Origin of the sequence: Bacillus rhizoplanae (genome assembly GCF_917563915.1) — a bacterium.
In the GTDB taxonomy this organism is placed as follows: Bacteria; Bacillota; Bacilli; order Bacillales; family Bacillaceae_G; genus Bacillus_A; species Bacillus_A rhizoplanae.
In genome coordinates this window covers 1-26,014 of record NZ_CAKJTI010000039.1, presented here as the reverse complement: position 1 = coordinate 26,014, position 26,014 = coordinate 1, and the positions used below count along the sequence as shown (strand labels likewise).

22 protein-coding genes and 2 pseudogenes are annotated in these 26,014 nt (G+C 34.3%); 4 read left to right on the top strand and 20 right to left on the bottom strand.

Going from position 1 to position 26,014, the window contains the following annotated elements:
- Positions 1-204 precede the first annotated feature (204 nt).
- From LRP84_RS20325 to LRP84_RS20305, 5 genes are all read right to left on the bottom strand, one after another.
- Entirely contained in the window at positions 205-822 is a 618-nt protein-coding gene (locus tag LRP84_RS20325) for an alpha/beta hydrolase (RefSeq protein WP_230576749.1), read from the bottom strand.
- Entirely contained in the window at positions 819-1,766 is a 948-nt protein-coding gene (locus LRP84_RS20320; protein ID WP_230576748.1) for a ring-cleaving dioxygenase, read from the bottom strand. Before LRP84_RS20320 ends, LRP84_RS20325 begins: the two co-directional genes overlap by 4 nt.
- Positions 1,767-1,803: 37 nt before the next feature.
- Positions 1,804-2,412 (bottom strand): flavin reductase family protein, encoded by a 609-nt coding sequence (locus LRP84_RS20315; RefSeq protein ID WP_230576747.1) that lies wholly within the window; start codon positions 2,410-2,412, stop codon positions 1,804-1,806.
- Between the two features lie 22 nt (positions 2,413-2,434).
- Positions 2,435-3,373 (bottom strand): ring-cleaving dioxygenase, encoded by a 939-nt coding sequence (locus tag LRP84_RS20310; protein ID WP_230576746.1) that lies wholly within the window; start codon positions 3,371-3,373, stop codon positions 2,435-2,437.
- Between the two features lie 286 nt (positions 3,374-3,659).
- A complete protein-coding gene (locus LRP84_RS20305) occupies positions 3,660-4,103 on the bottom strand; it encodes a MarR family winged helix-turn-helix transcriptional regulator (protein ID WP_230576745.1) in 444 nt (147 codons plus the stop codon).
- 371 nt (positions 4,104-4,474) lie between these two features.
- Here LRP84_RS20305 and LRP84_RS20300 point away from each other — a divergent pair.
- Positions 4,475-4,648, top strand: a pseudogene (locus tag LRP84_RS20300) (nucleoside hydrolase); the annotation flags it as partial.
- Between the two features lie 288 nt (positions 4,649-4,936).
- Positions 4,937-5,017, top strand: a pseudogene (locus tag LRP84_RS20295) (IS6 family transposase); the annotation flags it as partial.
- A 166-nt stretch (positions 5,018-5,183) separates the two neighbouring features.
- On the opposite strand, the gene LRP84_RS20290 reads toward LRP84_RS20295, so the two are convergent.
- The 5 genes from LRP84_RS20290 to LRP84_RS20270 form a co-directional block, all read right to left on the bottom strand.
- Positions 5,184-7,019 (bottom strand): amidohydrolase, encoded by a 1,836-nt coding sequence (locus tag LRP84_RS20290; protein ID WP_230576744.1) that lies wholly within the window; start codon positions 7,017-7,019, stop codon positions 5,184-5,186.
- A gap of 13 nt (positions 7,020-7,032) precedes the next feature.
- Positions 7,033-7,626 (bottom strand): antibiotic biosynthesis monooxygenase, encoded by a 594-nt coding sequence (locus LRP84_RS20285; protein ID WP_230576743.1) that lies wholly within the window; start codon positions 7,624-7,626, stop codon positions 7,033-7,035.
- Positions 7,623-8,267 carry a hydrolase gene (locus LRP84_RS20280; protein WP_230576742.1) on the bottom strand — a complete coding sequence of 215 codons (645 nt, stop codon included), beginning with the start codon at positions 8,265-8,267 and terminating at the stop codon, positions 7,623-7,625. The genes LRP84_RS20285 and LRP84_RS20280 overlap by 4 nt, the downstream gene beginning before the upstream one ends.
- A gap of 203 nt (positions 8,268-8,470) precedes the next feature.
- Complete coding sequence (ycaC, locus tag LRP84_RS20275; protein ID WP_230576741.1) at positions 8,471-9,115, bottom strand: isochorismate family cysteine hydrolase YcaC; 645 nt, start codon at positions 9,113-9,115, stop codon at positions 8,471-8,473.
- A 205-nt stretch (positions 9,116-9,320) separates the two neighbouring features.
- Complete coding sequence (locus LRP84_RS20270) at positions 9,321-9,878, bottom strand: NADPH-dependent FMN reductase (RefSeq protein WP_230576740.1); 558 nt, start codon at positions 9,876-9,878, stop codon at positions 9,321-9,323.
- A gap of 634 nt (positions 9,879-10,512) precedes the next feature.
- Here LRP84_RS20270 and LRP84_RS20265 point away from each other — a divergent pair.
- The gene (locus tag LRP84_RS20265) at positions 10,513-11,349 is read left to right on the top strand and encodes an alpha/beta fold hydrolase (RefSeq protein WP_230576739.1); all 837 of its coding nucleotides are present in this window, start codon (positions 10,513-10,515) and stop codon (positions 11,347-11,349) included.
- 796 nt (positions 11,350-12,145) lie between these two features.
- On the opposite strand, the gene LRP84_RS20260 is transcribed toward LRP84_RS20265, so the two are convergent.
- The 9 genes from LRP84_RS20260 to LRP84_RS20225 all read right to left on the bottom strand — a co-directional run bounded on the left by LRP84_RS20260 (position 12,146) and on the right by LRP84_RS20225 (position 22,888).
- The gene (locus LRP84_RS20260) at positions 12,146-12,523 is read right to left on the bottom strand and encodes an ACT domain-containing protein (RefSeq protein WP_097990214.1); all 378 of its coding nucleotides are present in this window, start codon (positions 12,521-12,523) and stop codon (positions 12,146-12,148) included.
- Positions 12,524-12,868: 345 nt separating this feature from the next.
- Positions 12,869-13,243 (bottom strand): hypothetical protein, encoded by a 375-nt coding sequence (locus LRP84_RS20255; RefSeq protein WP_437438799.1) that lies wholly within the window; start codon positions 13,241-13,243, stop codon positions 12,869-12,871.
- Between the two features lie 717 nt (positions 13,244-13,960).
- Entirely contained in the window at positions 13,961-14,116 is a 156-nt protein-coding gene (locus LRP84_RS20250; RefSeq protein ID WP_230576737.1) for a TetR family transcriptional regulator, read from the bottom strand.
- Positions 14,117-14,359: 243 nt separating this feature from the next.
- The gene (locus LRP84_RS20245; protein WP_230576736.1) at positions 14,360-16,180 is read right to left on the bottom strand and encodes an ABC transporter ATP-binding protein; all 1,821 of its coding nucleotides are present in this window, start codon (positions 16,178-16,180) and stop codon (positions 14,360-14,362) included.
- 12 nt (positions 16,181-16,192) lie between these two features.
- Entirely contained in the window at positions 16,193-17,548 is a 1,356-nt protein-coding gene (locus tag LRP84_RS20240; protein WP_230576735.1) for a lanthionine synthetase C family protein, read from the bottom strand.
- A 203-nt stretch (positions 17,549-17,751) separates the two neighbouring features.
- Entirely contained in the window at positions 17,752-21,000 is a 3,249-nt protein-coding gene (locus LRP84_RS20235; protein WP_230576734.1) for a lantibiotic dehydratase, read from the bottom strand.
- A 110-nt stretch (positions 21,001-21,110) separates the two neighbouring features.
- Positions 21,111-21,257, bottom strand: a complete 147-nt coding sequence (locus LRP84_RS22605) for an FDLD family class I lanthipeptide (RefSeq protein ID WP_367890495.1) — start codon at positions 21,255-21,257, stop codon at positions 21,111-21,113.
- A 42-nt stretch (positions 21,258-21,299) separates the two neighbouring features.
- Positions 21,300-21,464, bottom strand: coding sequence for an FDLD family class I lanthipeptide (locus LRP84_RS20230; protein WP_230576733.1), 165 nt, complete (start codon positions 21,462-21,464; stop codon positions 21,300-21,302).
- A 203-nt stretch (positions 21,465-21,667) separates the two neighbouring features.
- Entirely contained in the window at positions 21,668-22,888 is a 1,221-nt protein-coding gene (locus LRP84_RS20225; protein WP_230576732.1) for an erythromycin esterase family protein, read from the bottom strand.
- Between the two features lie 363 nt (positions 22,889-23,251).
- Between LRP84_RS20225 and LRP84_RS20220 the strand changes: the two genes are divergently transcribed.
- On the top strand, positions 23,252-24,736 hold the full coding sequence (locus tag LRP84_RS20220) for a S8 family peptidase (RefSeq protein WP_230576731.1): 1,485 nt from the start codon (positions 23,252-23,254) through the stop codon (positions 24,734-24,736).
- A gap of 1,027 nt (positions 24,737-25,763) precedes the next feature.
- On the opposite strand, the gene LRP84_RS20215 is transcribed toward LRP84_RS20220, so the two are convergent.
- A partial coding sequence (locus tag LRP84_RS20215; protein ID WP_230576730.1) for a hypothetical protein occupies positions 25,764-26,014 on the bottom strand: 251 nt, incomplete at its 5' end.

Here is a 26,014-nt window from a genome sequence, read left to right as displayed (position 1 = left end):
AATCATCGAGCTCCGATCGAATATCGAATTTCGATGGCTGCATAGTCTTTTTTACAGTTGTCTACTTGACGGGGATAAGTCCAACCAGTCTGTCCAAAACCAAAAAGAATTCATCCATCAATTGTTTGGACATGCAGCATAAGATACGATTCCGTTAGGAATATATGTGCTTTATTCTCTTTTATTTTTGCACCAGAGCCCAATTTATAATGTTTGCAACAAGTTGTGATACCATTGAGACGCCTTTTCAACTTCACTCACAGTCAACTGATGTCCTCTATTTTCCCAATGTATTATTACATTAGCATTTGCTTTTTCTAATAATGCTTGTAATTCTTCTGATTCCATAGATGAACAAATTGGATCATTCGTTCCTGCTGCAATAAATACAGATTTACCTGATAAATCTGGAAGCACTACTCCTCTTCTCGGTACCATAGGATGATGAAGAATGGCACCTTTTAATGCATTTTGATAATGGAATAATAAACTTGCTGCAATATTTGCTCCGTTTGAATAACCGATAGCTATTATATTTTCTCTATCAAAATCATATGTCACTGCGGCTTCATCAAGAAATTCATTTAATTCTTTTGTACGAAAAATAAGATCCTCTTCATCAAAAACACCCTCAGCCAATCTTCGAAAAAAACGAGGCATTCCGTTCTCTAACACATTCCCACGAACACTTAATACAGAGGCATCTTCATCAATTCTGCCCGCAAGTGGTAATAAATCTAACTCATTTCCACCCGTACCATGAAGTAATAATAGTGTTGGTTTTGTTAGGTCTTTCCCTTTATGAAAAATATGTTTCATTATTTATCCCCTTCCAAACCTCGCACCTCAATAGAAGGTAAGAGTTGTTCTAATTCGTTTCGTTTTTCCTCTAACCAAGATGGTAACATAAGTTTTTCACCTAATTCATCGATCGATTCATCAACCGTAAAACCTGGTGAATCCGTTGCTATTTCGAATAAAATACCACCCGCCTCATGAAAATATAGAGCCTTGAAATAATTTCGATCTAGAATTTCAGTCGGATAATATCCTTTTTCTTTAAGCATAGACCACCACTCTTGATGTTCTTCTTCATTTTTTGCACGCCATGCAATATGATGAACAGTTCCTGCTCCCATTAGCCCTCGGACTGATGCAGTTAATTTGATATCAATTGTATTTCCAATCTCCGATTCTGACTGAAACCGTAAGAACTCTGTTTCTTGTCCGATACACTCTAATCCAAATGCATGTTCTAGTAATTCAGCTGTTTGATGTGGTTTCGCAGAATATAAAGTGGCACCACTAAATCCTTGAATCGCATTTTCTACTCTAATTCCTCCAAAGCTCCACGTATTTTGTGGGCCCCCTTCTCGTTCTACCAACTCAATTTGAAGACCATCCGGATCTTGAAATTGTAAATATGTTTCTCCAAAACGAACAGATGATACATACTCAACGTTGAATTTCTTCAAGCGTTCCTCCCAAAATGGCATAGATCCAGTTGGTATCATATAGCCAGTTACACCAACTTGTCCTGTCCCAATACGCCCTTTTAACTGTTTGGGCCATGGGAAGAATGTAATGACCGTCCCTGGCTCACCAGATGCATTCCCAAAGTACAGATGATACACTTCTGGCCGATCAAAATTAATTGTTTTTTTTATCAATCTCAGACCCAGAACTCCCGCATAAAAATCAATTGTTCGTTGTGCATCATTTACCATTGCAGAAATATGATGAATCCCTGATATTTTATTCGGCATAACTCTCTCTCCATTTCATTAATAGGCTATATTCATTTTATTTTGGGCGTTCAATGGAAAAAATTTCACCTATTTTCGCATAATTATGACCTGCCAATCGACTCACTGCTCCCAATCCTTTTGGATCAATTCTGCCCTTTTCGTAAATCTCATTTTCGATATGGAACTGAACGACTTTTCCTATAACCAAATCACATCCTGGAGAATCCGAACCCCCTAATTCTAGTGAGCGCTCTAGTACACACTCCATTCGAATTTTAGCTTCCTGTACTCCTGGTACAGAAACCTTTTCACTTGCAATTGGAGTAAAATTGGCAAGTTCAATTTCACTTTGAGTAGGAGGTAGATTAACAGCTGTTTGATTCACCATTTCTACATTTTGTTCATCCACAATATGAATGACAAATTCCTTACTATCGAGAATGTTTTTTGCTGTATCCTTTTGTCTCCCCTCTGACCGTTGAATTGCTAATGAAATCATTGGAGGATTAGAAGAAACAATATTAAAGTAACTAAAAGGCGCCCCATTTAAAATATGTTCCTTTGAGATTGTAGTAACAAAAGCAATTGGTCTTGGAATAATACTTCCAATTAGAAACTTATAATTTTCTCTTTCCGTATTTTTGGATGGATCTATTGATAGCAAAAAAAACATTCCCTTCATGAAATTAATCTAATTCTCTTATTTCAAATGGTAATAATACTTGTTCGAGTTGTTTTCTATAAGGCTCATACTGTTCAGGTAACATTAGCTTCTCACCCATTGTTTCTTGTGATTCGTCATGTGCAAATCCCGGAGGATCTGTAGCAATTTCAAATAAGATTTCTCCATGCTCTCTAAAATAAATCGCATTAAAATAATTTCTATCTCGTACAGGTGTTACACCATATCCAAAGCGTGAAACATGTTCTCTCCAATCTAGTTGATCTTGATCATCACTAGCTCGCCATGCAATATGATGAACTGTACCTACGCCCATTTGCCCACGACCTATAGATGTTAATTTGAGGTCAATAATATTTCCAATCTCAGCTGAAGAGCGGAATCGAACAAAATCACCTTCTTCTCCAACTTTTTCAAGTCCCATTACATGCTCCAATAACTCAGCAGTTTTATTTGGTTGAGCAGATAGAAGGGTTGCACCACCAAATCCTTTAATCGCAACTTCTGGTGTAATTTCTCCAAAAGCCCAATTGTTTACTTCACCTTCTTCTCTTTCAACAATCTCTAAATGCAAGCCATGTGGATCATCGAATTCTAAATACTGTTCTCCAAAGCGCTCCATTTTTGTATACGAAATTTTGAACTTTTCCAACCTTTTTTCCCAAAATGCCAAGGCCCCCTTCGGAACAACATAAGACGTCACCCCCACCTGTCCATCTCCAATGATACCTTGACGAGCACCTGCCCATGGGAAGAAAGTGATAATCGTTCCTGGTTTTCCCCCTTCATCACCAAAATATAGATGATATGTTTCTGGGTCATCAAAATTTACTGTTTGTTTTACTAAACGTAATCCTAGAACCCCTGCATAAAAATCTACATTCTCTTGCGGATGACCTACAATTGCTGTGATATGATGAATTCCCATAGTTTTCTTGTTCATTTTGTACACTCCTTTTCATTTTTCATTTCGTTATTTAAAAACATTAATCTTAAACACTAACTATTGTCGTATTCTTTTTAGATTAGTTCATAATTACTTTTTTCCATAAGACTTAGTCATATTCAAATCACGGAAATTATCTCGGATTAAATCATCTTGAATTCGAGATAATTTCTAAAAAAATAACATCTATTTAAGCATGCTATAAAAAGAAGAACGATTTTATTCTTTTTATAGATTACTTGAAATTTAGTTTATCTCGAATTCGAGATATCTGCTAAAAAAATTATAGGCTTTGCGCATAGTATCCTAATTTTTTTAACTGCTCAATCATCATCTTTTTTTCTTCATGATTTAAACCGCCAAATATTTGTTGAATTGCTTCTTCATGCTTAGGGAATATTATTTTCATTAGTTCAATTCCCTCTGATGTAATTGTTGCATACGTTACACGACGATCTTTAGGACACGGCCTCCGTACTAAAAGCTGTTTTTTTTCCAGCTTATCAACAACGTACGTAATACTGCTACTTGCGAGTAATATTTTGCCACCAATTTTTTGTATAGGTTGATCCCCTTTATTAAATAGTAACTCAAGAACTGCAAATTCGGTAGGATTAAGTCCGTAACTCTTTATATCTTCTTCGATACGCTTTGTTATTGTCTGTCCTGCTCGTGAGAATATAACAAACAATTTTAGAGATAAATCTTCGCTATCGTTCCTATCCATATTATCAATTCCTTTTAAATTATCTCGAATTTGAGATAATCATATAATAAAAAATTTTAGTTGTCAACATTTTCTCTATTTAAATTACACTTTGCCCTTCATATAGAAATTCAATTCATTTTTTATTCTTTTTTAGTCGAAACGATGCATTTGATGAAAAAGAAGAAACTTCATCAAGGAATAAGTTATTTGATATCACATCATAATCTGTAATTTAGTAGGAAATTCAGGTCCTACCTCTTTTATTTTATTTTTGCACCAGAACCTTATTATTAATAATTGCTCGTTGTAAGGTATAAATTATATAAAGAAATATTCATTGCTTAGAAAAATATCAAAATATCAAACAAAATCTAAAGGAAGAGGGAAAAATGAAACAAAAAATTTTACTTTTTGGTGATTTTGGAATTGATGATGCAATAGCACTCATATATTCTTTTTTTACTAAAGAAATTGAAATAGTCGGAATCATAGCGGATTATGGAAATGTTCCAAGAGAAAAGGTGCTTAAAAATATAAATTACTTAAAGTATTTATATAGAAGGAACTGTATCTGTCCGTCATAAAGGAGTCATGGTAGACAATGATTTGAGCTCGAATCATTAGTATTTGCCAGTGGGTTAATCCAAAATTAGGACCACTTAGATAACGTTCTAGGGTTCTATAATAGCCAACTAGTGAAATAAAGAGCACTGTTGAAATAATATAGCAAATAGGTAAGTCTTTTTTATTAAATATTACTCCAATTTTAATAAAACAAGAGAAAACAGATCCTTCAGGTTTCTTATTTGCATCCCTTGGTATAAAATAGGCGATTAAGATAGCGGATATAAAAAGGACAGACTTTGCAAGGAGAGAAGTCTGTCAAAAAACAAATCAAGTTAATCAATCAACTCTTCGGTCTTACCGCATAGTAATAGATTCCGTTAGGGATACACTGCTATTTCGAATCTACATATTATTTGCACCAGAACCCATATTACCATTATGATCTTAATACCATTACTATTTGGGTCCGTCTTCGGCCCCAAACCCTTATTGTAGAAAGAAAACCACCGGCATTAGACCAGTGGTTCTGACTTAGAAAGCAAAGCAAGTACAACCAATACCCCATTTAGTTCCATCTTTTCCTATTACGGTATGAGTGTGTTGATGGAGAGGGTTACTGCAACTATGTAACTTGTGATCATGGGCATCGTGAGAAAGTATATTGTGGGCTAGGTTAGCACCACCATAACCATAAACTCCCGTCGGTGCCCAATCAGGTGATGCTGGCGGCAATTCAGGTGATAAATTTTTAAATTCATCATTTCCATAAACAACCTGCCCACCCATAATGGTGAGTAATGATTCAAGGTCTTTGATTTCTTCTTCTGGCACAGTAAAGTAGTCAGCAGACAATACAGCAATATCAGCAAACTGACCTACTGCAAGGGTTCCCTTTTTACCTTCATCACCAGAGAACCACGCACTTCCTTTGGAATATAGTTCCAGGGCTACTTTTCTGTCAAGTTTATTCTTTTCATCGTATATCGAAAGACCACCAATGGTTTTTCCGGCAACCATCCAGTAAAGAGCAACCCAAGGGTTATAGCTGGAAACCCTGGTTGCATCACTACCGGCGCCAACAGGTATACCCAGGTCTAGCATACGATAAATCGGAGGAGTACGCTTTGCAGCTTCCTTTCCGTATAAATCAACAAAGTATTCACCTTGGAAAGCCATGCGGTCTTGGATGGCAATACCGCCATTTAAAGCCTTAACACGTTCCATACTACGATCTGAGATTGTTTCTGCATGGTCAAACCACCAGCGTAGACCATTAAAAGGAATTTCTCTGTTGACTTCCTCAAAAACATTTAAGAAACGTGTTATTGACTCGTCATAAGTTGCATGTAAACGGAATGGCCAACGGTTTTCCACCAATAGAGAAATTACTTTCTTTAAGTCAGCTTCCATCACCGTAGCTAGTTCGGGCCGCGGCATTTGAAATTTTTCAAAATCGGCTGCCGAGAATACTAACATTTCTCCGGCACCATTCATTTTATACTTATCATTTCCTTGACCCGGAGAAACAATTTTTGCCCATGAAGCAAAGTCTTCATATTCATGATTTGGATTTTGCGTAAATAGATTATACGCAATACGTAAAGTTAATTGATCCTTCTCGGCTAAATGTTCAACAACTTTGTAATCATCAGGATAATTTTGGAATCCACCACCTGCGTCAATGGCACTTGTGATACCTAATCTATTTAATTCGCGCATAAAATGGCGAGTTGAGTTAATCTGGTCGTCAAAATTAAGTACTGGAGCTCTACCCAAACTTGAATAAAGAATAGAAGCGTTAGGATTGGCAATTAAAAGACCCGTTGGATTACCTCGTTTATCCCGCTCAATTAAACAGCCCGGAGGGTCTGGGGTATCTTTTGTGTATCCCAGTGCACGCAGCCCTGCACGATTTACAAGTGCTCTATCGTAAAGATGTAGCACAAAGACAGGCGTGTATTCAGAAACAGCATTAATCTCTTCCAAAGTTGGCATCCGTCTCTCTTTAAATTGAAATTCAGACCAACCTCCAACTACTCTTACCCACTGAGGAGCAGGTGTACGCCTTGCCTGCTCTCTAAGCATTTCCAGAGCAATAGCAAGTGATGGCACACCTTCCCAGCGCAATTCCATATTATAATGAAGACCGCCACGAATAACGTGTATATGAGAGTCATTCAAGCCCGGAATAGCTCTCTTTCTTTTAAGGTCTATTTTTTTGGTTTTTTCTGTGGCACTATCAAGAAGTTCATCTCCACCTACTGCAGTGACTAAACCATCAGTTATGGCGATAGCCGATACCTCAGGTTGAGATGGGTCAAGGGTAGTGATTTTTCCGTTATATAAGATCATATCCGGTAAATTCATGTTCACACCTCGTCTACTTCCTATTATTCTGTAACCATGGATGAAATATTTTACCGAGAATCGGCATTACTACCCATGATAGCAAGGACACTATACATACAGAAACAAAAAAAGCTGAAATAATAGGATTCATATTTTTTATAATAGGTCCTATCACTTTAGGAACCAACATGCTAAGAGGCCATACACCAAGAACGGTAACAATAGACATTTTCCATTTTGGCGGTGGAACTGGCGTTTTCGGAGTAACAAACCAATAAGCCAAACTGCTTTCAGTTTTGTAAGTTGGATTAGTAGCTTGAAATTGTTCTGCCTTTTTTAACAAATCTCGACGAATATCTGATTCTTGCCAAGCACGTAGATGCTCATACGTATCAAAGCGAAAAATAACAGTATACTCTCTGGATCCGTTATTGGGGACTATTAGATTTACGCCTAAATGCCCTGGGAATTTAGTAGCGGCAGCTTCGATTTCATGTCTCCATGTTTCAAACTGTTTTTCTCTACCTTCTTGAATTTCCCATGTAACAATCGTTGTTACTGGACCGCCAGCATCCATCGTGTTCCCTGTATGAGTTCCTCCGACAGTTACTCTTTCTTGTTTCATATTTTCCTGCTTGGAAGCACGCCATGTACCATAGTATATGCGTATTCCACGCCTTGACCATAAGCGCCAGTGTGTTCTTTTACAATTTCCATAACAGCATCATAAGTGTCTTTGCGTGCCCAGTCACGTTGGTATTCAAGTAAAACTTGAATTGCTGTCACTGGAATTGCTCCAGCTTGTTCTACACGACGCATAGCAGCGTTATGTGCTGTCAAACTAGTACCACCTGAAGCATCATCAACTGCATAAACTTCATAGCCAGCTTTAATTGCTTCAAGCACAGGGAATGCAAGGCAAACTTCAGTCCAAAGTGCTGCAAATATCAATTTCTTTCTACCTGTTGCTTTAACTGCCTCAACAAATTTTGAATCTTCCCAAGAGTTCATTGAACTACGTTCTATAATTTCATGGTTTGGGAATATGTCAAGAATTTGTGGCCAAAAATAACCAGAAAAGCTGCGTGTTTCAACTGTAGTAAGAATAGTAGGTACGTTAAAAGTTTTTGCTGATTTAGCAAGCAGCATAACGTTATTAATCAATGTTTGTCTGTCAATGCTTGCAACTCCAAAAGTCATTTGAGGCTGAAAATCGATCAAAATTAATGCACTGTTCTCCGGATTTAACAATTCTAAATTACTCATAATAAAACACTCCTTTTTGTAAAATAGTTTCAAATAAAGTTTTTTGAAACAATTATATTTTCTATTAGTTTCAGTTGTAATCGTAAAAAATAAAAGCTTTGCTATACTTCTTAATTTAAAAGGGAGCGCTGATTTAATCAGCGCTAAATTTATGCTATCCACTTTTTTAAAAAGTGATTTATAGCTATTTCTTAGGAATAAATTTATGCATTTTGTTTACTAAGATCTCGCTGAGCTCCCATATAGCTTCCAATTATATTTTGATAACCTGGAAGATTACTAGCAAGCAAATTGCCAAAACCTTCGACATCGTTGCGCCAATCGCGTTGTAATTCGCACGCTACGCTAAACCAGTTCATAAGTTGCACGCCACTATGTGCCATACGCGTATTGGCAGCATTTGCAACTTGTTTACTGAAAGTTCCTGAAGCATCAGTAACAGCAAATACTTCATACCCAGCTTTTATAGCGGAAAGTGCCGGGAAAGCAACGCAAACATCCGTAACTACGCCCGCGATGATAAGCTGTTTTTTTCCAGTTTCTTCGATTGCTTTTACAAAATCATCATTATCCCATGCGTTAATTTGTCCAGGTCGAGCTATTTTTGGTGCATGAGGAAATAGATCAACCAATTCTTGCATTAAAGGTCCGTTAGGTCCGTGTTCAAAGCTTGTTGTTAAAATAACTGGTAAATCAAAAAACTTAGCAGTGTGAGCAAGAGCTAAAACATTGTTCTTGAATTCATCAACACCATAGTCACGTACTAGTCCGGACATAAGGCCAGTTTGATGATCCACTAAAAGAACGACAGCATCATCTTTGTTAATACGAGAATAGAGATCAGACATTATGTATTCCTCCTAAAAATTAAGTAATCGAAGAAAGTTTAAACAGTGGAATATTATCATAAATTTCTTCGTTTGTTACGATTAGTTTGTAACTAAACTGACCGTTAATATTAATTAATCTATAAGCTTATGACATGTCGATAATTTTCTTAAAAATCAGAAAAAACAGTTAGACTAATTTTTTAAAATGCTTGATCTCCTTTTATTAATCTAAAATAGGAGTTTTATCTATCCAATTTATAAATTGTTGTAAATAACGCTGAAGATAACGTTTTGTTTGTTCGTCAGTAAGCACTTTCTGATCGGAATCAATCTTTTCATGTACTTGGGAAATCAGTACTTTTTGAAATGGAAGAACATGAACTTGCATGGCTTCTAGTATTTCTCTGATTTGCATTTGAGCATAAACAGTACCTAATCCCCCAGGAGTTGCACCAATTAAACCAACCGGTTTTCTGCTAAGAACAGCAGATTCCCGAGGTCTTGATGCCCAGTCCAATGCATTCTTTAATACGCCTGGAATTCCAGAATTGTACTCTGGACTTACAATAATGATACCGTCAACGTCCTGGATAGCAGATTTAAATGATGTCACTGTTTCTGGAACACTTATTTCTAAGTCTTCATTGAACAAAGGTAGATCATTTATCTCGATCCAACGAAATTGATGGGAATCATCCATCCCTGTTAATGATTGAGCAATGATTCGATTATAAGAGTTTTTTCGTAAACTACCACAAATAAGGCCTATGGTCTTAGTCATATATTTCCTCCTTTTTTATAAAATCAACCAATTATACCAGGGTATACCAAATTGGGGGAGGTAGCTTTATACCTAATTTTTAGATTATTCAATTTAATGAAGTGTTTACTACAAAAAGCCTAGGATGTAAGTATTTCTCATTAGTTTTCTTATTATTGGCTCGAGTTTTTCAAGCTATGACAAATGGAGAATTGGCATGAAATATTTTAAATTCCTACTTTCGTTATATTAGTTATAGCAGCATTCACAGAACATGAAGCGCTATACAAATTTATAGTATTTGAAAACCAATTCATTAATCAATTCTAAATTATCTATAATTTGTATAGATGGTAACTATAGTTATTTTTACCATAAAATTGATTGGTTTTACCTATACATTCTATAGATAGAACAATATTGATAGTCACCTATTTTTGTTATTAGAATTGAATATGAGGAATGTTCAGCAATTATTTCATGATGAAAAAGGTATTAGATGGGGAATTGTTACAAAAACAGAAAATGAATTCATCGGAACAATAGAGTTTCATGCTTAGAGTCCACAACATAAACGTGCATAAATAGGTTACGAGATTCATCCGGATTATTGAAGAAAAGGATATATATTAGAATATTTTTTGGAGGTAGAAGAATGGCAAAAATTACTGTAGGAACCGAAAATCAAGCACCCATTGAGCTATATTATGAGGATCATGGTACAGGGAAGCCAGTAGTATTAATTCACGGTTGGCCATTAAGTGGTCGATCTTGGGAATACCAAGTTCCTGCTCTCGTTGAGGCTGGATACAGAGTCATAACTTATGACCGTCGAGGGTTCGGGAAATCTTCTCAGCCATGGAACGGTTATGACTATGATACGTTTGCTACTGATTTACATCTGTTACTAGAGCATATGGATCTCCAAGATGTCACACTGGTCGGATTTTCAATGGGTGGTGGAGAAGTAGCTCGCTATATCGGAAACTATGGAACAAATAGAGTAGAGAAGGCTGTATTTGCAGGAGCTGTACCACCATTTCTTTACAAGTCAGCAGATCATCCTGAGGGAGTATTAGATGATGCAGCAATTCAAGGATTTGAAAATGGAGTAAAAAATGATCGCCTAGCATTTCTTGATGAGTTTACGAGAGGATTTTTTGCTGCTGGAGATCGAACTGACTTAGTCAGTGAACCATTCCGACTTTACAATAGGGATATTGCAGCGGGTGCATCGCCTAAAGGAACACTAGATTGTATCGCTGCTTTCAGCAAAACGGACTTCAGAGGAGATTTAGCCAAGTTTAATATACCTACCCTTGTTATTCATGGTGATTCAGATGCAACTGTTCCATTTGAATATAGTGGGAAGCTAACACATGAAGCAATTCCTAATTCTAAGGTAGCTTTAATAAAGGGTGGTCCACATGGGTTAAATGCAACACATGCCAAAGAATTTAATGAAGCACTGCTATCATTTTTAAAGGACTGATTACAAATGAATAGTTGATAACTGATAGAAGAGGGGCATTTTGCCTTCTCTGAAAAGGTTGTTGGTAAACGATTAGTTACACTCTTAAATATCAACTTTTATCATAAAAAAGAAAAAACCTTATCTTTTTTATATTGTTGCAAGAAAAAATAACGTTTTTCTATTTAAAATTAATGCAACAATTACGATGTTTGGCGGTCTGAACAACCTTATCCTGATACGCTGCTTCTTACTCAATTGCATTTTTGGAATGATTTTTGGTCGGATTCACCAGAATCTAGGATTACAATATGCGATGATTGCACACGCTTTGGGACATGTTATTCATCATGTTATTTTGGTATACTTCCTACTTTAGTAATAATAAAGGGTTAATACAAGCCATCACATCATGTGTAAACATAGCATGCACATTTAATAGAAGAGGTCAAAAAACGCTATACTTCCTGTATATTTCTACAGAGAGAATAACGTTTTCTCGTTTTGGAGTAACTCGTTATTTTTAGCTTTATGAGCATGTGGTGATTCCCCATAAAGAAATTACTCAATAAAAAAACGTCGATTCCTGAGTTTTATAGGAAACTGACGTTTTTTATCTTGTTGCAGTAATTTTTTAAAAATTTATTGTTGCATAGTAAACGTTAAAGCTAAATATAGAATTCACCATGAGCGATATTTACTACTTTACCGCCAACCCATACATTTATTTATTGTTTCAACTTTCCTACTGACCTAACTCAAAAGTTTATAAGGAATGTTTATGTTTCTATTACTGGTTTAGTCAGTATTTATACGCCTAGATAAATGTATGTCCTGCATTTTCCAATACTGATTTTGCTTTTTCTATGGAATGCAGTTTAACTAATAAATAATCAGTGTTAAAAGTAGAAATAGCAAAAATGCTTATATTATTATCCGCTAGTGGATTGGCTAAAGAAGATAATATTCCTGTTAATCCAAAATCCAACATACCTTCTACTTTAATGCACTTCCAATCATGCTCAACGTCTTTTAGAATGTTATCAGGAACATTGGACGAAGCACAAACAATCGAAAGTTCTTCATTTGTACGTGTGATAGAAAATAATTCGCCTTTGCTCGCCCAAGAAGGTACTTCTTCTGTTTTAGGTAATTTTATAACAGAAAATGTAGTGTCCAATATGGTCAAATTCATAATTCTCCCCCTCTTAATTAAAGTTTTAAGCTTCATTCATTAATCAATATAAAACAGAAATTACCTTCTGTCCCCATCCAAATGGATTGATTTGAAACCATCCAAATTCTATAATGCATCTCCATCAACTTAAAAAATTGGTTGTTCTCCAAAACGAAAAAAATGAGCCGAATTCTCATAAATAACTGTAAAAAGGTAAAATTTTCGTTATGGGGTATCTCAAAATCTTAGGTTGATGGGCATGAGGTATCGCCAGCATTTTGGAAAAAAACACGCTAAGCAAAAAATACAATAAGCTGCCCATATGGACAGCTCATTTACATAATTCTCGTTATTGGAAGTTAATTATATTTTTCTACGTACTAAATAAAAAGCTAAGGAACCCATAATAATAGGTGTAACCAAACTAGAAGAATATGGATTTTTAAGAAGAAAGAGTATAAGTATATAGATAACAGCTAGTCCTATAAATACAGGAATTCCAAATCGAAACTCCCTACATTGTTTTATGTTCCTGTATAATACTTCTCCAATTAGGCAAGCTACAAGATCTAGTATACTACCATATATGATGAGAATTATAATGAATCCAACTATGTTAGGCAAATCATTCTGGGAAGAATAACTAGGATCAGAAATATATGGTATTAAGAACCATATGATAATAAAAGTAAGCAGACTTGCAGCATAACTAATTACAAATTTTTTCAACGTAATCATCCTCACTATTTCCTAATATTATCTTCATTGTATGACAGTTACCATTAAGTAAGATAGATAAAATGTGAAATGAATACCGTATACATGTGAAGTTAACATAACGTCTCATTATCGGTAGCAAGGAAAAAGCGGATTCTTACTCTCACAGGGAATCCACTTTTTTTCTATAACTCTATTCATTTTTTATACATTCCTATCCTGGCGTGGGTTTTAGGTTACTGGATTAGCAGAAAAACTGTATAAAATCTTGCATGCTCTTAGCGTGGGTTTTTTCCGAAATGCTGGCGGTACCCCATCGCCAGCAAGCTAAGGTTATGAAGTACCACCTAAACAAAAATTTTTATCTCTCTACAGTTATTTATGAGAATTTAGCTCATTTTTTTGTTTTTGAGTGTGTAGAGATAATAAAGTTGTTTAATTTTTTATTCTTAGAAATGTAATAACCATCTATCAAGGTGACTGATAGATGGTTATTAATGTTGTTTAAAAAAATTTAGTTTTTCTTTTTTTCTACGATTTTTAGGAATAATAAAGTTATTTAATTTCGGAAACAAACAGTTAAACATAGCTCACTTTTGTTCTTTTATAAGGTTAATGGAATATAGATTTTGAGCAAAGATTTAAAACGGCTTTTCAAAGGAATTTCTAAAGAAGTAATGTTCAAATAAAATAGTGTCAAAATAATCGTTTTTAAGACCTATTAAAAATAAAAAATGGTTAGATATGTCTTTTAACTAACTTACCTACTTGCTTTGCTACGGATTCAATATCCCCATCAATTTCTTCTAATACATAAGATTCCATCACTCCCATTACAGCTGTTCTTAAAAAGTTTAAAATAATGTGCGTATCAATGCTTTGATTCAAACTCATTTAGAATTCTTTAATCAAAAAGGAGCAAAACGGTACAACTTTTTTCAAAATGATATGATTTTTTATAAACAGTGCAACTCTATTACAAACGGTTAAAATTTATTTTAAACCTACAATCATAAAAAACTGTCCCTCTAATTGTTAGACACAGTCTAACAATTAGAGGGACAGTTCAAGTAAATCGACTTTTCCCTTTTGAAAGTTGCTATGCAAATAAAATTCACATTGTGTTTGCGCAGCAATCTACCTATTTAAAATTGCATCTACTTGTGTATCATATAATTCAGCATACACCCCTTTTGCATTAAGTAACTGCTCGTGATTACCAAACTCTACAGCATAACCATTTTCTAACACCAATATTTTATCTGCAAAGCGTACTGAGGAATACCGATGTGAAATGAACATTCCAATTTTTTGCTCCATCAAGTGCTTAAATGTCTCAAATACTTCTTTTTCTGAAATAGGATCCAATGCTGCGCTTGGTTCATCCAATATACAAAGAGTTGCATCTCTCATAAAAGCACGCGCAATTGCAATACGCTGCCATTGGCCTCCAGATAGTTGATATCCTTCAGCAAACCAACGTCCTAGTTGATTATCTAGCTTTTGTGGCATAGATTCAATAACATCTTTTATGCCTGCTTTCTCAGCAGCTATGAAAAGCTGTTGGTTGTCTAACATATTGCTGATATTACCGAAACCTATGTTGTTTCTTACTGGCATTTCATATTTTTCAAAGTCTTGAAACACTGTACTGATTTCCTTATATAATGTCTCTTCTTCAATATTCTGGATTGGAATATTATTAATAAGGATGTCTCCTTCATATTCATGATACATCTTCGTTAAAAGTTTGACGATTGTACTTTTCCCTGATCCATTTTTCCCCACAACAGCAAGCGTCTCCCCCTGTTCAATCTTAAAGGAGACATTCTTTAGGCTAGGAATATCCATCCCAGGATAAGTGAACGATACATTTCTAAACTCCACTGTTTTTATTTCTTCAAGATTACCTCCAACTTTATTTGTAAGTAGCATAGTTGACTTCTCTTTCTTATTGTTTCGATTTAAAAAATCAAATAGGATCTCTAGATACATTGCATTCTGGACAAAGCTTACAAGACCTAAGATTGTTGACTTTGAGGTAGAGTGAGTTTGCCTAATAGCTTGAATATACCCAATTATATTTCCAATTAGAAATTCTTTTGAATAGGCCCCTTTTAAAATAAGAAATATAAGAGAAAGGATTACTGATAGATTAATTATTTCGAAAAGAAGGGTCAAGCTTAGTCTTCTTTTTGCAATAAAACGGTCTTCAACATAAAATGAATCAAGAATATACTTAAGTTTTTGGAATAAGTACCCACCTATATTGTATAGCTTTACTTCTTTAAAAGTCTTATCATTTGTCTGCAAATATTTATAGTACCATGCCAGACGAAACTTTGAAGCCCTATTCCAATTAATTTCAAATTCTGCTTGACTCAGTTTGATAAAAGAAATAAAAGAGGTAAATGGAATAACCATTAACAATAATGCTACCCACCATTTCCAAGTGATGAGATAAGCAGCAGCTGAGCAAAGTGTAATAAGATTCGTGCCCATCCCTAATATGAGCTGGAAGGTAGCATATGGACGATATGCTGCCTCTTCCTGTGCTCTTTTTAACTGATCCTGCAGCTCTGCATTTTCAAAGTCCTCCAGTTCTAGAGTCTTAGCTTTATTCACTATAGACAGAGTTACTTCGTTTGATATTTTTGTTTCATATAGACCAGTTAAATAAGTGTGAATTGTATTTACTAACTCGTTTACTACAGAAAACAAGGAAAAGATTATAAACATTTCAATTACATACTTAAAACTGCTTTCCCAAGATATAACAACACTGTTTATAAGCTCTTGTGTAATATAGAGCATCACTACAGGACTTAATCCCTGCAGAATTGACAAGATGATAATTCCTATAAACATCACTTTATTAATTTGCCAAAGTAAACGCATCATCTTTAGGGCGTGACGCATAGATTGAAGTATTTTATTTAAGCTAATTCCTTGTTCCATGTTTTCCAACTCCTATTTTACTAGAAATACACTATCCCACTCTAACTCTCTTTTACTTATAGCTTGCAGCAAAACCATTGCAATACCAGCAGAGCCACTTAGAAGACCAGGTTTATCAAAGGAGTATTGTTCTCCTTGCACTATTTCAATATCTTTAGCTCCAAAAGGTGTATCTGTGTTGATATGCTGTAATAGCTGGCTTAACAGAAATTCTCTGTATGCTAAGAGGTCCTCCGTTGAATATTCCTGAAGCATAAGTTGTACTGAGTGAAGGGTTCCAGCAATACCATGGCAATAAGTTGGTGAGATAAGGGTATACTTTCTTTTTGAACGATGATACATTCCGGTAAAAGTTTTTAAGGATAGATCTTTCCATTTTTCGTTCTCTAAAGCCACGCCAGCTAACCAAAGAGATCTTGCTATTCCAACTTCTCCATAACACCAAGCCTCATATATAGATGCTTTATTTTGAGATTTATTAAGGACATGCTCTTGCCAGCTGACCCTCTTTGGCCATAATGGGCCAAATTCATCCTCTTGTGACCATTTTACTAACCAATTAGCAATTACATTAATTGCTTCATCTTGTTTTTCAACTTCACATCCTTGTAGTTTAGCAATGGAAAGAAAAGCGAGGCAACCCGTTATACCATGTGCAAATCCTAGGTTAAAGTTTCCATCAGGATATTGATTTTTCTCTGAATCTAAGAACTGGTTTTCACGTGGGATGTACCAGCCAGGTACTTTTACTCCGTTTACTTCCTTATCTTCAGTAAGTGTAATTAGATAGTGTAGGATGTGATCAAGTAACCTTCTCATATCAATTTGGTTTTGATGGTACAATAAGTAACGCCCTACACCGGCTAGTCCGCCAATAACATCATAGTCTGTCATCTTAACCCCTTTTGATATCTGTTCCATACAACGATTAATTTCTACAGGAAGGTTTTGTAGTAAAAAATTATGTAACTGCTCCAAAAAATTTTGGTATCTTGTGCCATTTTTAGAAAGAGCTAATGTAGCAAAACAGATACCAGTTAATCCACCCCAAAGAGACAATGAATGCACCCCTTGAGATTCTATGTAACGTTTAATTTCTAGAAGATATGTATGTCCAATTACATCCCAACCTTCGTTAGGATACATCTTATCTAGTTCTGCAAGTAAGCAACAAATTCCAGAAAATCCGTTTCCAAGATCGCTTCCAGACCAGCCATAGTAATATGAAATCTCCTCTATATCATACATTGAAATTTTATTTATAACAGTTGATTCAACTTGCTTAGGATCTCTTAGCTTATCTGCTAATGCTCTTACCTTCTTCTCTAAGTGACTGATTAGTTCTTTCTTTTCTAATAATACATCCATTTGTCATTCTTCCTCTCATTTAACGTATATTTCGTAAGCAATCTAATCAGATTTAAAAATAAAAAGATAGATACTATGTATAAAAAATTGTTAATTTAACACATATAAAAATTACGTAGGCATGATCATCTAGTACTTATCTTTATTATTAAGGAACCAGGTTATCATGCCGACTGTTTTTAGATAATATACAATCTTGTATCCTAATGTTTTTGAAATGTATTTAAATTGTTTTTTGTAAAGAATAAGCTTTGAATAGTATGTTTAGTAAGTTTCATGATATGCTCTTCATCCGTTGAATGAATACCAAGTCTGTTAAGATGTAAGTGAATTACACTAGCCAATATATCATCCGGATGATTTGTTAAAGTATCTAAATTAGCGCTATATACTTTCTTAAAATAATTACTTATGGTAGCCTCGCGTATAGAAAAAATATTGTGAAGCTTACTTAAATTCTCATGTTCCTTTAAATTACTCCAATCATTTGCAGTGTCGCAAAGTTGTATGAAAAGCTTTTTATTTTCTCTAAATTCTTTAAGTTGTTTCTGGTTAGGAACAATCATATTTAACCAAGACAATTGTTTTTCCATAGATAGTCCACTTGCTTCAAGAATATGGACTATACTCATTACAGCCAATAAGTTTTTATTGAAATCTACACCCTCTAATTCTTTCCATAAAATAAGCTCTGCGGCTACTCTACTGTCAAAAGAGAATAACTCCTCAGCAATCTCTATGAAGTCTGGTCCACCATACCTCTCAATTTCTGGATTATAAGGATCTAGCTTCATTTCATCTACTAATCCTTTTTTCATTAATGAATTTACCCAGCTATGTATAAGGGGGAGTAGACTATTTAAAAGAACCTGGGGGTCTCCTTGAAAACGCAGTCGGATATGCGATTGCGGATCGGCATATCTCATAAAGAAACTATGCTTAACTATTCCTTCTGCTTGTGTTGAATTGCAAAATTTTCTTATTTCGTTATATATAAGCTCATCAATTCTGTCAGAAGGTCCGTATAGTTTTAAGTACAACCAGTCACTACCCATATTTTTAAAACGATTAATTTTTGGAACATAGTTCTTCTTTGTATTTGGTAATACTAAAGTTCTTTTTACTTCTTTTTCTTGATAACTAGACCTTTTTACTATTGGGAAAATTCCTTCCATTAGAAAAAATTCATTCTCGTTATTCTTAGAAGTTACCCAATTTTCATCCAACGAGAAACCTAATTCGGTAAATATTAGGTGATGACCTTCTTTTAACTTAGAGAATTTTTGGAATATAAATTCTTGGTGAACCTTATTATCTAAATCCAAAAGTATTCTATTATCAAAGTCAGTAAGATTAATATAACGTGGTATCTTATATGTTTCTTTCCATTCTTTTAAGGCATGTTCCCAATCATCTTCATTACACACCTTGGAAAATGGACTAACAAGCTTGTTAAATCGCCAAGTAGCAGGATATAGGACGGTATTTTCATATTGAACACGAGGTAGGAATGGCAGTTGATCTGCTTCTCCCCAATTAAATGGCTCCCATATACGCTGTCGTTCAAATCCAATATCCATTAGAAAACGATAAATATTTGGCACCCCATTCATATGGTTGACCATATGCCCTGTCACTGGAATTACTTCTTTGCCAAGAGATTTTGATTTTAAATATAGCCTGTTAGAGGAGGCTCCCACGACAAGATCTGACACATCTAAAGTATGAGAAGCATCTTTAGAAGAATTTGTGCCAATCGGTATTTCATATTCTCGAATTGAAGGAGCCAACATTACATTTGCAACTCTGCTGGAGCTCGGTAAGTATGAAACCTCTGCGAATATAGCATCAGGGTTTAATTCTTGTTCTAAAATATGTATATCTTTTAATTTCTCTAAGTTTTCATCACCTAGCATATTGACAAATCTTCCAAAAGTTTTACCTGCTCCAAAAGATCCTCCATTCGGTCCAATGACTAATGTATATTCCTTACAATCAATGGCTTTCTGGGATTTAGAAGCAATTGTAAAATAAATATCAAAAGAATCTGGGGCATCTATTAAATCTTTTGTTTCACCCTCTAATTCTTTAATCATTTGATCTGTAAGCTGTAGGGTATTCTTACCTGATGCTAAGCAGTCTGTAATCCACGAAAACAATATGAAATCCCTCTTAGTATTCTTGTTACTTGAATTGAATGTTTTTAGACTTGGAGGGTTAGCGTATGTTGGGGGAGCACCGATTCCTAATCCATTGTCAAGTAATTCTAAAACAGGAACCTCACTGTAGTAACCATACATCTCCACAAATTCATCGTAGTACATTTGAATGTGCTCTGAACCTCTTTTTCTTGAAGAAATCTTAAGTAAAATTTCTGCAGCCCGTTCAATATCCTGCTTAACAGACTTATTTAATTGAGTTTTCTCAGTGTTTATCTTAAGATCAACTTGCAGTGCATACTTTGTTTTAGCCACATTCATCATTTCTTCTATTAGACTTATGTATTGCTCTTCCCCTTGCCCCAACTCTGAACAATTATATTCATTAATAGCTTGGTAAATGGAATTTAATTGCTGATAGAGTTGGCCTTTCATTGGATTGGGATGTAAGGATTCCACTTTTTGTAGAACATATTCAAAAGGAGATGCTCCTAGAAGTGGTGGTCTTAATTCTGTGATAAGAAATTCCTTTTCTACCATACTACTTAAGTATAAAGCAATTTTTTCTTGTGGCACTTCCTGATATTTACTATGGATTTTACAGATTAACTCTTTAAATTTAATTGGAGAACTTGCAAGATTTAATACATCCTCAATAACTGGAGTAATTTTAAAGCTAGCATTATCTATAGTAGAGTCCTCTTTAACTCCATGACTAGATAGATAAGGAAGAATTAATATATCCCCATGTTTATAGAGTAAATGATTTTTTTGGACAAGAAGGTTTGATAGTAAGGTGTAATCTTGTTCTAAAAGCTTGACAACGTTGCATAACCATTGCATATCTGGTCTACTTCTTTTTTCAAAATGTTTATTAAGAATAATTTCTGTATTCTCCTTAAATGTTCCTATTGCAACACCAGAGAACAGTCCGAAAGGAGTAGGACGTACAGACATACGAATATAGTAGCTAAGTAGGCTAAAGAGAATTTGTTTAGATTTTTTAGAGCTTCCTTTGTGCAATTTGTCTAGTGATTGATGTAAAGGCAAGCTAGCGACTGCTATAGCTTCTCTGAAAACAGGATTATCTATGGCAGCCGTTGTATATTCTTTAACCTCATTAAAAACCCTTTGTTTATCGCTCCCCTTATTAGTACCAATAGAGGAAAGCGCCATATACTTTTCTAATGGAAAAACTGGGGTTCGTAACATAAAAAAATCAAGAGCTTGATAAGGTGACTTGTAAGAACTATACCGAGTTTGATCAACTACTCTTTCTTTTGTCGTTTGCATTAAAAAATTCCCCTTTTGATTCTTAAAATTAGTAACTCTAGTTCTCTGTAACTATTACTTGTTACAGAGAAACTAGAGTTATTAAGATGTAACTATACAACTATCTTTAATTAACAAATCAACATTGTACAATTAAAAGTACAAGCACAAGTACAAGTAGACTTACAAGTAACACAAGAAATGATAGTCTTCTTTGTGTCAGGCTCTACACTTCCATTCTGGCTAACTTGACTTACTTTAACTTCTAAATCAAACATATCTGCCAACGAGAGCACTCCCTTCTGAGATTGATAAACTTATTAGAAACAAGAAATTGTGCAGTAAGACGTACAAACACAAGTGCAAGTAGATTTGCATGTGATACATGTTAAAATTGTACGTTTTGTATCGGGTTCCGCATGATTTAAGCTACCATGATTCACCTTTACTTCTAAATCAAACATGTTTGTTGTTGCTGCAGCCATGTTTATTCTCCTCCTTTCAATATGTATATAAATTGTATATCAAAAGTTAAATGATACCTAATATACCTTAAAATGGAATAATTGGTAAAAATAATCTTTTGACGTTTTTCATTTTATTACATTATTCAGTTATTTTCAACAATTATTATACAAAATTTTCAAGTAAAAGTAAAAGTTGTATAATAATGTTATATTTATGGTTTTTAAATTTCTAAGTACCTTGGGACATTCGTTTTGGAGCAGGTGATAAGGCCATCATAGCAGACACTAGGTCTAATTAGGCTTAGATCTTTGCCTTCATTCATTGTATATGTATAGTTGAAAAGCCATTCGTTCTCTGATACTTTCCTTTGCTCGGAAATGTCTAAGAAACTAATACCATGTCCTGTTTTCTGCATCCTAAATTCTATACTGTCTTGCTCAGGTTTAAGTACTTCATATACATTACGAGTATTTTCTGCGGCACATCCGCTGTACATGAACAGTCCAATTGAATAGGAGCTTTGTTTTAAATTTGACGGTACATATGAAAATGTCGATTTAAATCCAATCAATCCTTGCATTCTCTTAGCAATATGGTTATTATGGGCCCAAATAATAATTTTTTCCTCTGTAAACATTTTTTCACTCAACCAAACAATGTTATCGGCCATGATTTTGTTCCGAATCTTTAAGGCTTTCATAAAATTAGACGACATCATCTCTATGAGCTTCTTTCGATTTTTCAACACTCTTTCGGTAAGTAATAGTGTCTTTTGATTAAAATTCTCTTGCAAATGAGTATAATTTTGTTTTAACAGGAGTAAAAGTTGTTTGTAACTTTTTTGCATTTCTTTATACTTCGCTTTTCGCTCTTTTTTAGTCGAGGTACTACGACGAGAATGTGAATATTGATACAGCATTTCTTTTTCTAACTCCTTTACTTGTTTTCCATATGTTTCTCCAATATAAGAAAATATGGGAATAAGCACCTTGCTCGTTATACTTTCTTTAGAAGATGGTTGAATATCAATACCTGTAAAAATAAGAGGTGAATTATATGATTGTGTATCTTTTATCCATGTAAAGAATTCTACCATTTCTTCCGTATGCCAGACTTTAAAGAGTGATTGTTTCATAAGCTGTACCGCATTTACGTCCATTTGATGCTCAGAAGAAAAGCTACAGTCTCCAAGGCTACTCTCAAATGCCAGAACTCGAAAATCCAACTCATGGTATAGATATTTTATAAGTTTTATCTTAATCTCTGTATGCTCTCTAACACCGTGGCCATTCTCTCCTAAAAGGACTATTTTTTTGTTATGTAGCAAAGGTTTTAGAAAATCAAGTTCTGAATAATCTTCTAGTCGACATAAATCTATATGTTTCACCTTATCGTGTAACCAGTTAATTTCTCTTTGTACATCCTTTTTACGCCAAAACATACATTATCCTCCTATAAAATTAATCATATGAATCATTGATAACATACTCTCCCCTAAAAACTAGAGTAAGAGGCTTTATAACCTACAAACCTAGAAAATTATATACATTTTTTGTATATACATATATATATTACCATAAATATGTTAATATTTCTCATATATACCCCCTTGCTTAAATATGAGCAGATAGAAATTGTGATATTTATATCGTACATATCAAGCAAGTTCAAAAAGGCTTCTTTAAATGTTTATTTGGAGGTGATAACTATCTGTTTGCCTATCTTGCCTATATGTGTACAAGTTCTGTATTTCATCTAAGCAACTGGTCTATATATTATTTATGTAAACAAGGAGTGATTCATTATGTCGGCAAAAAAAATAGGACGAATCCTTTGTACCATTATCATAACTTTTCTTATTTTCTTTACGCTTTTTCAAGGTAATGTATTTATTAATAAGTCTTTTGCCTCCGAAAAACAGACAGATGACATTGTACAAAATTCTCTTTTAATTACAGTTAAGGAACAAGCAAAGATGATTGAACTAGAGCAATTAATCCACAATCTTTATAAAGACCGTATCATTAGTATAGAGAAAATTGAAGAAGCTAACTTGCTAAAGGTCACTTTAACGGATAGTTTGTCATCTAGGGAGTTACTATACGATTTAAATCATTCATATAAAAATTTTATACAAGATGTAGGCTATGAGAGAAAGATTGGTGTAATAAACAATAATCAAATAAAAGAACTACAAAGCAACAGTATATTACATTCTATCCCACCATCAACTGGTACACTTTCTAAATCTAGCATGCTACAAAGTGAAAGAAATAAATTTCATAGCTTTCAGTGGGATATTAATGCAGTAACAAACAATGGTGAGAGTTATAACTTACAAAAGGGGAATCACAACATTAAAGTCGCGATTATAGACAGTGGTATCGACTTTAATCATCCTGATTTAAAAGGAAACATTATTAGCAGTGGAAAGTCATTTGTTCCTGGTATAAATGATACTCAGGATTATCTCGGTCATGGTACTATGGTGGCTGGAACGATTGCTGCAAACGGGAATTTAATGGGAATTGGCCCTGAATTAGGAATTGTTCCATATAAAGTATTCCAAGACGAGAAGGCAGAATCTAGTTGGATTATCCAAGCTATTATCCAAGCAGCAAAGGATGGTATGGATGTAATAAACTTGAGTCTTAGTGCATACTTGTCTAAAACTAGCAAGGAAGACAAAGTTTTAATAAGAGCATATCAAAATGCTCTTCGCTATGCAAAGCATAAAGGAAGTGTAGTCGTAGCTTCAGCGGGCAATGACGCTCTTGATTTAAAAAATCCAAAGGAAATTGCTGAGAAAAGAGGGTATCCTGAAGATTACCAACTACATTTTCCTGGCGGTAGCAATGAAGTCATAACAGTCTCATCAACAAGTAAAGAGAACACCTTAGCGTCATACTCAAATTATGGAGGGATTACCTTTGCTGCACCAGGAGGAGACTATGGTCCATTTTTTAATGAATTAAAAGAATATGATATAACTTCATGGATACTTGTAACTTATCCAACTAACCTTCCTCCAACACCTCTCAGTACAAATTTAGGGCTTCCTAGAGGATATGAACTAGAGGTTGGTTCAAGCTTAGCAGCTCCTAAAGTTTCTGCATTAGCAGCATTATTAATTGCTGAATATGAAGAGAAGTACCAAAAAAGTCCTTCTCCGTCTCTCATAGAGAATCTTTTAAAAAAGGGAGCCATAGATCGTGGGGTCAATGGATTTGATAAAGAATTTGGAGATGGGGAAATCAACGCAGTCAACGCGCTTAACAATGTAAAGTGAGTATAGGCAAAGAAATATTTTAAATTAAGTATATTCCTTATTTAACCTCTTAATGAATACTGAGAGTAACTTAGGTAAAATAAGAAGACTTTTGTGATGAAAAAAGAAAGTGGTTTATAGTTTTTTGCTAACAAGAAGGGATTACAAAAAAATTCACAATATAATTTTGGTTACAAGATGTTACGGACTAAGTCCTAATCTTGTAACCAAATAGGTAAAAGTTGTTCAAGAAGATGACTTTCTCAATATTTCCGTCCTTTCTTTTTAGAAGTGAAGCAATTATAAAGAAGTACAGTCAATTAAAAAAGTTATTAGGAAAGAAACGTTGGGATTGCCGTACTAAAAAATCACCAATCAAAACGATAGAAGTAGTGGATGAATGGATTGCGATAGACTATGTGATTCGAAGAAGTATTAGAACATTTAGGTATTTTCTCTTGTGCATATATTATAAACGATTGATTATTAATATATGCATAATTGTTCTTAACAAACCTAAAAGTTGAACATTATAGAAACAAAGACTTATTGTCTCAAATATTATAAAAAAAGGTGTTAAGAATTGCATAGATTCAAAATTAGGAAGATATCTCCTTCACAATAATAAGTAATCTTAGATTATTATTGTAAACTTAAAGGTTCTATTCTTTCTTTTTAATTTTGTCGCTATCATTACCATACATAAAACCTATTCCTATTAAAATTGCACCTGCATATTGAAAATATTGTTTGTAATTAAAATCTTTGAGGATAGTAACTGAGCTAACGATGGACACGAATCCGATAAGAATAAGGATAGTTTGCAAACGACTATTCAATAAAAGCACCTCACTAGATATTTTAATCAACTTACATTATACACCTTATAATGATAATTTTTCCAGGCTTAATAAAAAAGAAAATTTAGACTGATGGATAAGTATAGTAATACTTATTGATAATATGGGACCGTAACTTTTTTAATACGAAAATTTATTGTGATATCTCCTAAGGGAATATATAGAAGTCAGTAACTCACATTATTTAATTAAAATAGTATTCTACCTGCTAAGAAAATCAAGATTTTATTCGTGGTGCCTCTGTAGGAGCTACTGCACAAATCGTCCCTTATATTAAACCAACGAAATAATAAGCAAGAGACCAGATGAACATTTGGTCTCTCTTTCTTGTTAGCCTGCCCTTTTATTAACTCAACAAATATCGAAATATTTCTATTATAGAGGACAAAAAACATGGTATAAAACCCAATTTTATACCATGTTTTTAAACAAATATTTT

What these genes read in the sequence shown, in the direction of transcription:
- LRP84_RS20320 (WP_230576748.1), bottom strand. Translation starts at nt 1,766, where the DNA reads ATGCCGAATAAAATATCAGGGATTCATCATATTTCTGCAATGGTAAAT.
- LRP84_RS20280 (WP_230576742.1), bottom strand. Translation starts at nt 8,267, where the DNA reads ATGAGTAATTTAGAATTGTTAAATCCGGAGAACAGTGCATTAATTTTG.
- LRP84_RS20230 (WP_230576733.1), bottom strand. Translation starts at nt 21,464, where the DNA reads ATGGCTGCAGCAACAACAAACATGTTTGATTTAGAAGTAAAGGTGAAT.
- LRP84_RS20285 (WP_230576743.1), bottom strand. Translation starts at nt 7,626, where the DNA reads ATGAAACAAGAAAGAGTAACTGTCGGAGGAACTCATACAGGGAACACG.
- ycaC (WP_230576741.1), bottom strand. Translation starts at nt 9,115, where the DNA reads ATGTCTGATCTCTATTCTCGTATTAACAAAGATGATGCTGTCGTTCTT.
- LRP84_RS22605 (WP_367890495.1), bottom strand. Translation starts at nt 21,257, where the DNA reads ATGTTTGATTTAGAAGTTAAAGTAAGTCAAGTTAGCCAGAATGGAAGT.
- LRP84_RS20265 (WP_230576739.1), top strand. Translation starts at nt 10,513, where the DNA reads ATGGCAAAAATTACTGTAGGAACCGAAAATCAAGCACCCATTGAGCTA.
- LRP84_RS20250 (WP_230576737.1), bottom strand. Translation starts at nt 14,116, where the DNA reads ATGAGTTTGAATCAAAGCATTGATACGCACATTATTTTAAACTTTTTA.
- LRP84_RS20305 (WP_230576745.1), bottom strand. Translation starts at nt 4,103, where the DNA reads ATGGATAGGAACGATAGCGAAGATTTATCTCTAAAATTGTTTGTTATA.
- LRP84_RS20255 (WP_437438799.1), bottom strand. Translation starts at nt 13,243, where the DNA reads ATGATTACGTTGAAAAAATTTGTAATTAGTTATGCTGCAAGTCTGCTT.
- LRP84_RS20235 (WP_230576734.1), bottom strand. Translation starts at nt 21,000, where the DNA reads ATGCAAACGACAAAAGAAAGAGTAGTTGATCAAACTCGGTATAGTTCT.
- LRP84_RS20270 (WP_230576740.1), bottom strand. Translation starts at nt 9,878, where the DNA reads ATGACTAAGACCATAGGCCTTATTTGTGGTAGTTTACGAAAAAACTCT.
- LRP84_RS20225 (WP_230576732.1), bottom strand. Translation starts at nt 22,888, where the DNA reads ATGTTTTGGCGTAAAAAGGATGTACAAAGAGAAATTAACTGGTTACAC.
- LRP84_RS20245 (WP_230576736.1), bottom strand. Translation starts at nt 16,180, where the DNA reads ATGGAACAAGGAATTAGCTTAAATAAAATACTTCAATCTATGCGTCAC.
- LRP84_RS20260 (WP_097990214.1), bottom strand. Translation starts at nt 12,523, where the DNA reads ATGAATTTGACCATATTGGACACTACATTTTCTGTTATAAAATTACCT.
- LRP84_RS20310 (WP_230576746.1), bottom strand. Translation starts at nt 3,373, where the DNA reads ATGAACAAGAAAACTATGGGAATTCATCATATCACAGCAATTGTAGGT.
- LRP84_RS20290 (WP_230576744.1), bottom strand. Translation starts at nt 7,019, where the DNA reads ATGAATTTACCGGATATGATCTTATATAACGGAAAAATCACTACCCTT.
- LRP84_RS20240 (WP_230576735.1), bottom strand. Translation starts at nt 17,548, where the DNA reads ATGGATGTATTATTAGAAAAGAAAGAACTAATCAGTCACTTAGAGAAG.
- LRP84_RS20220 (WP_230576731.1), top strand. Translation starts at nt 23,252, where the DNA reads ATGTCGGCAAAAAAAATAGGACGAATCCTTTGTACCATTATCATAACT.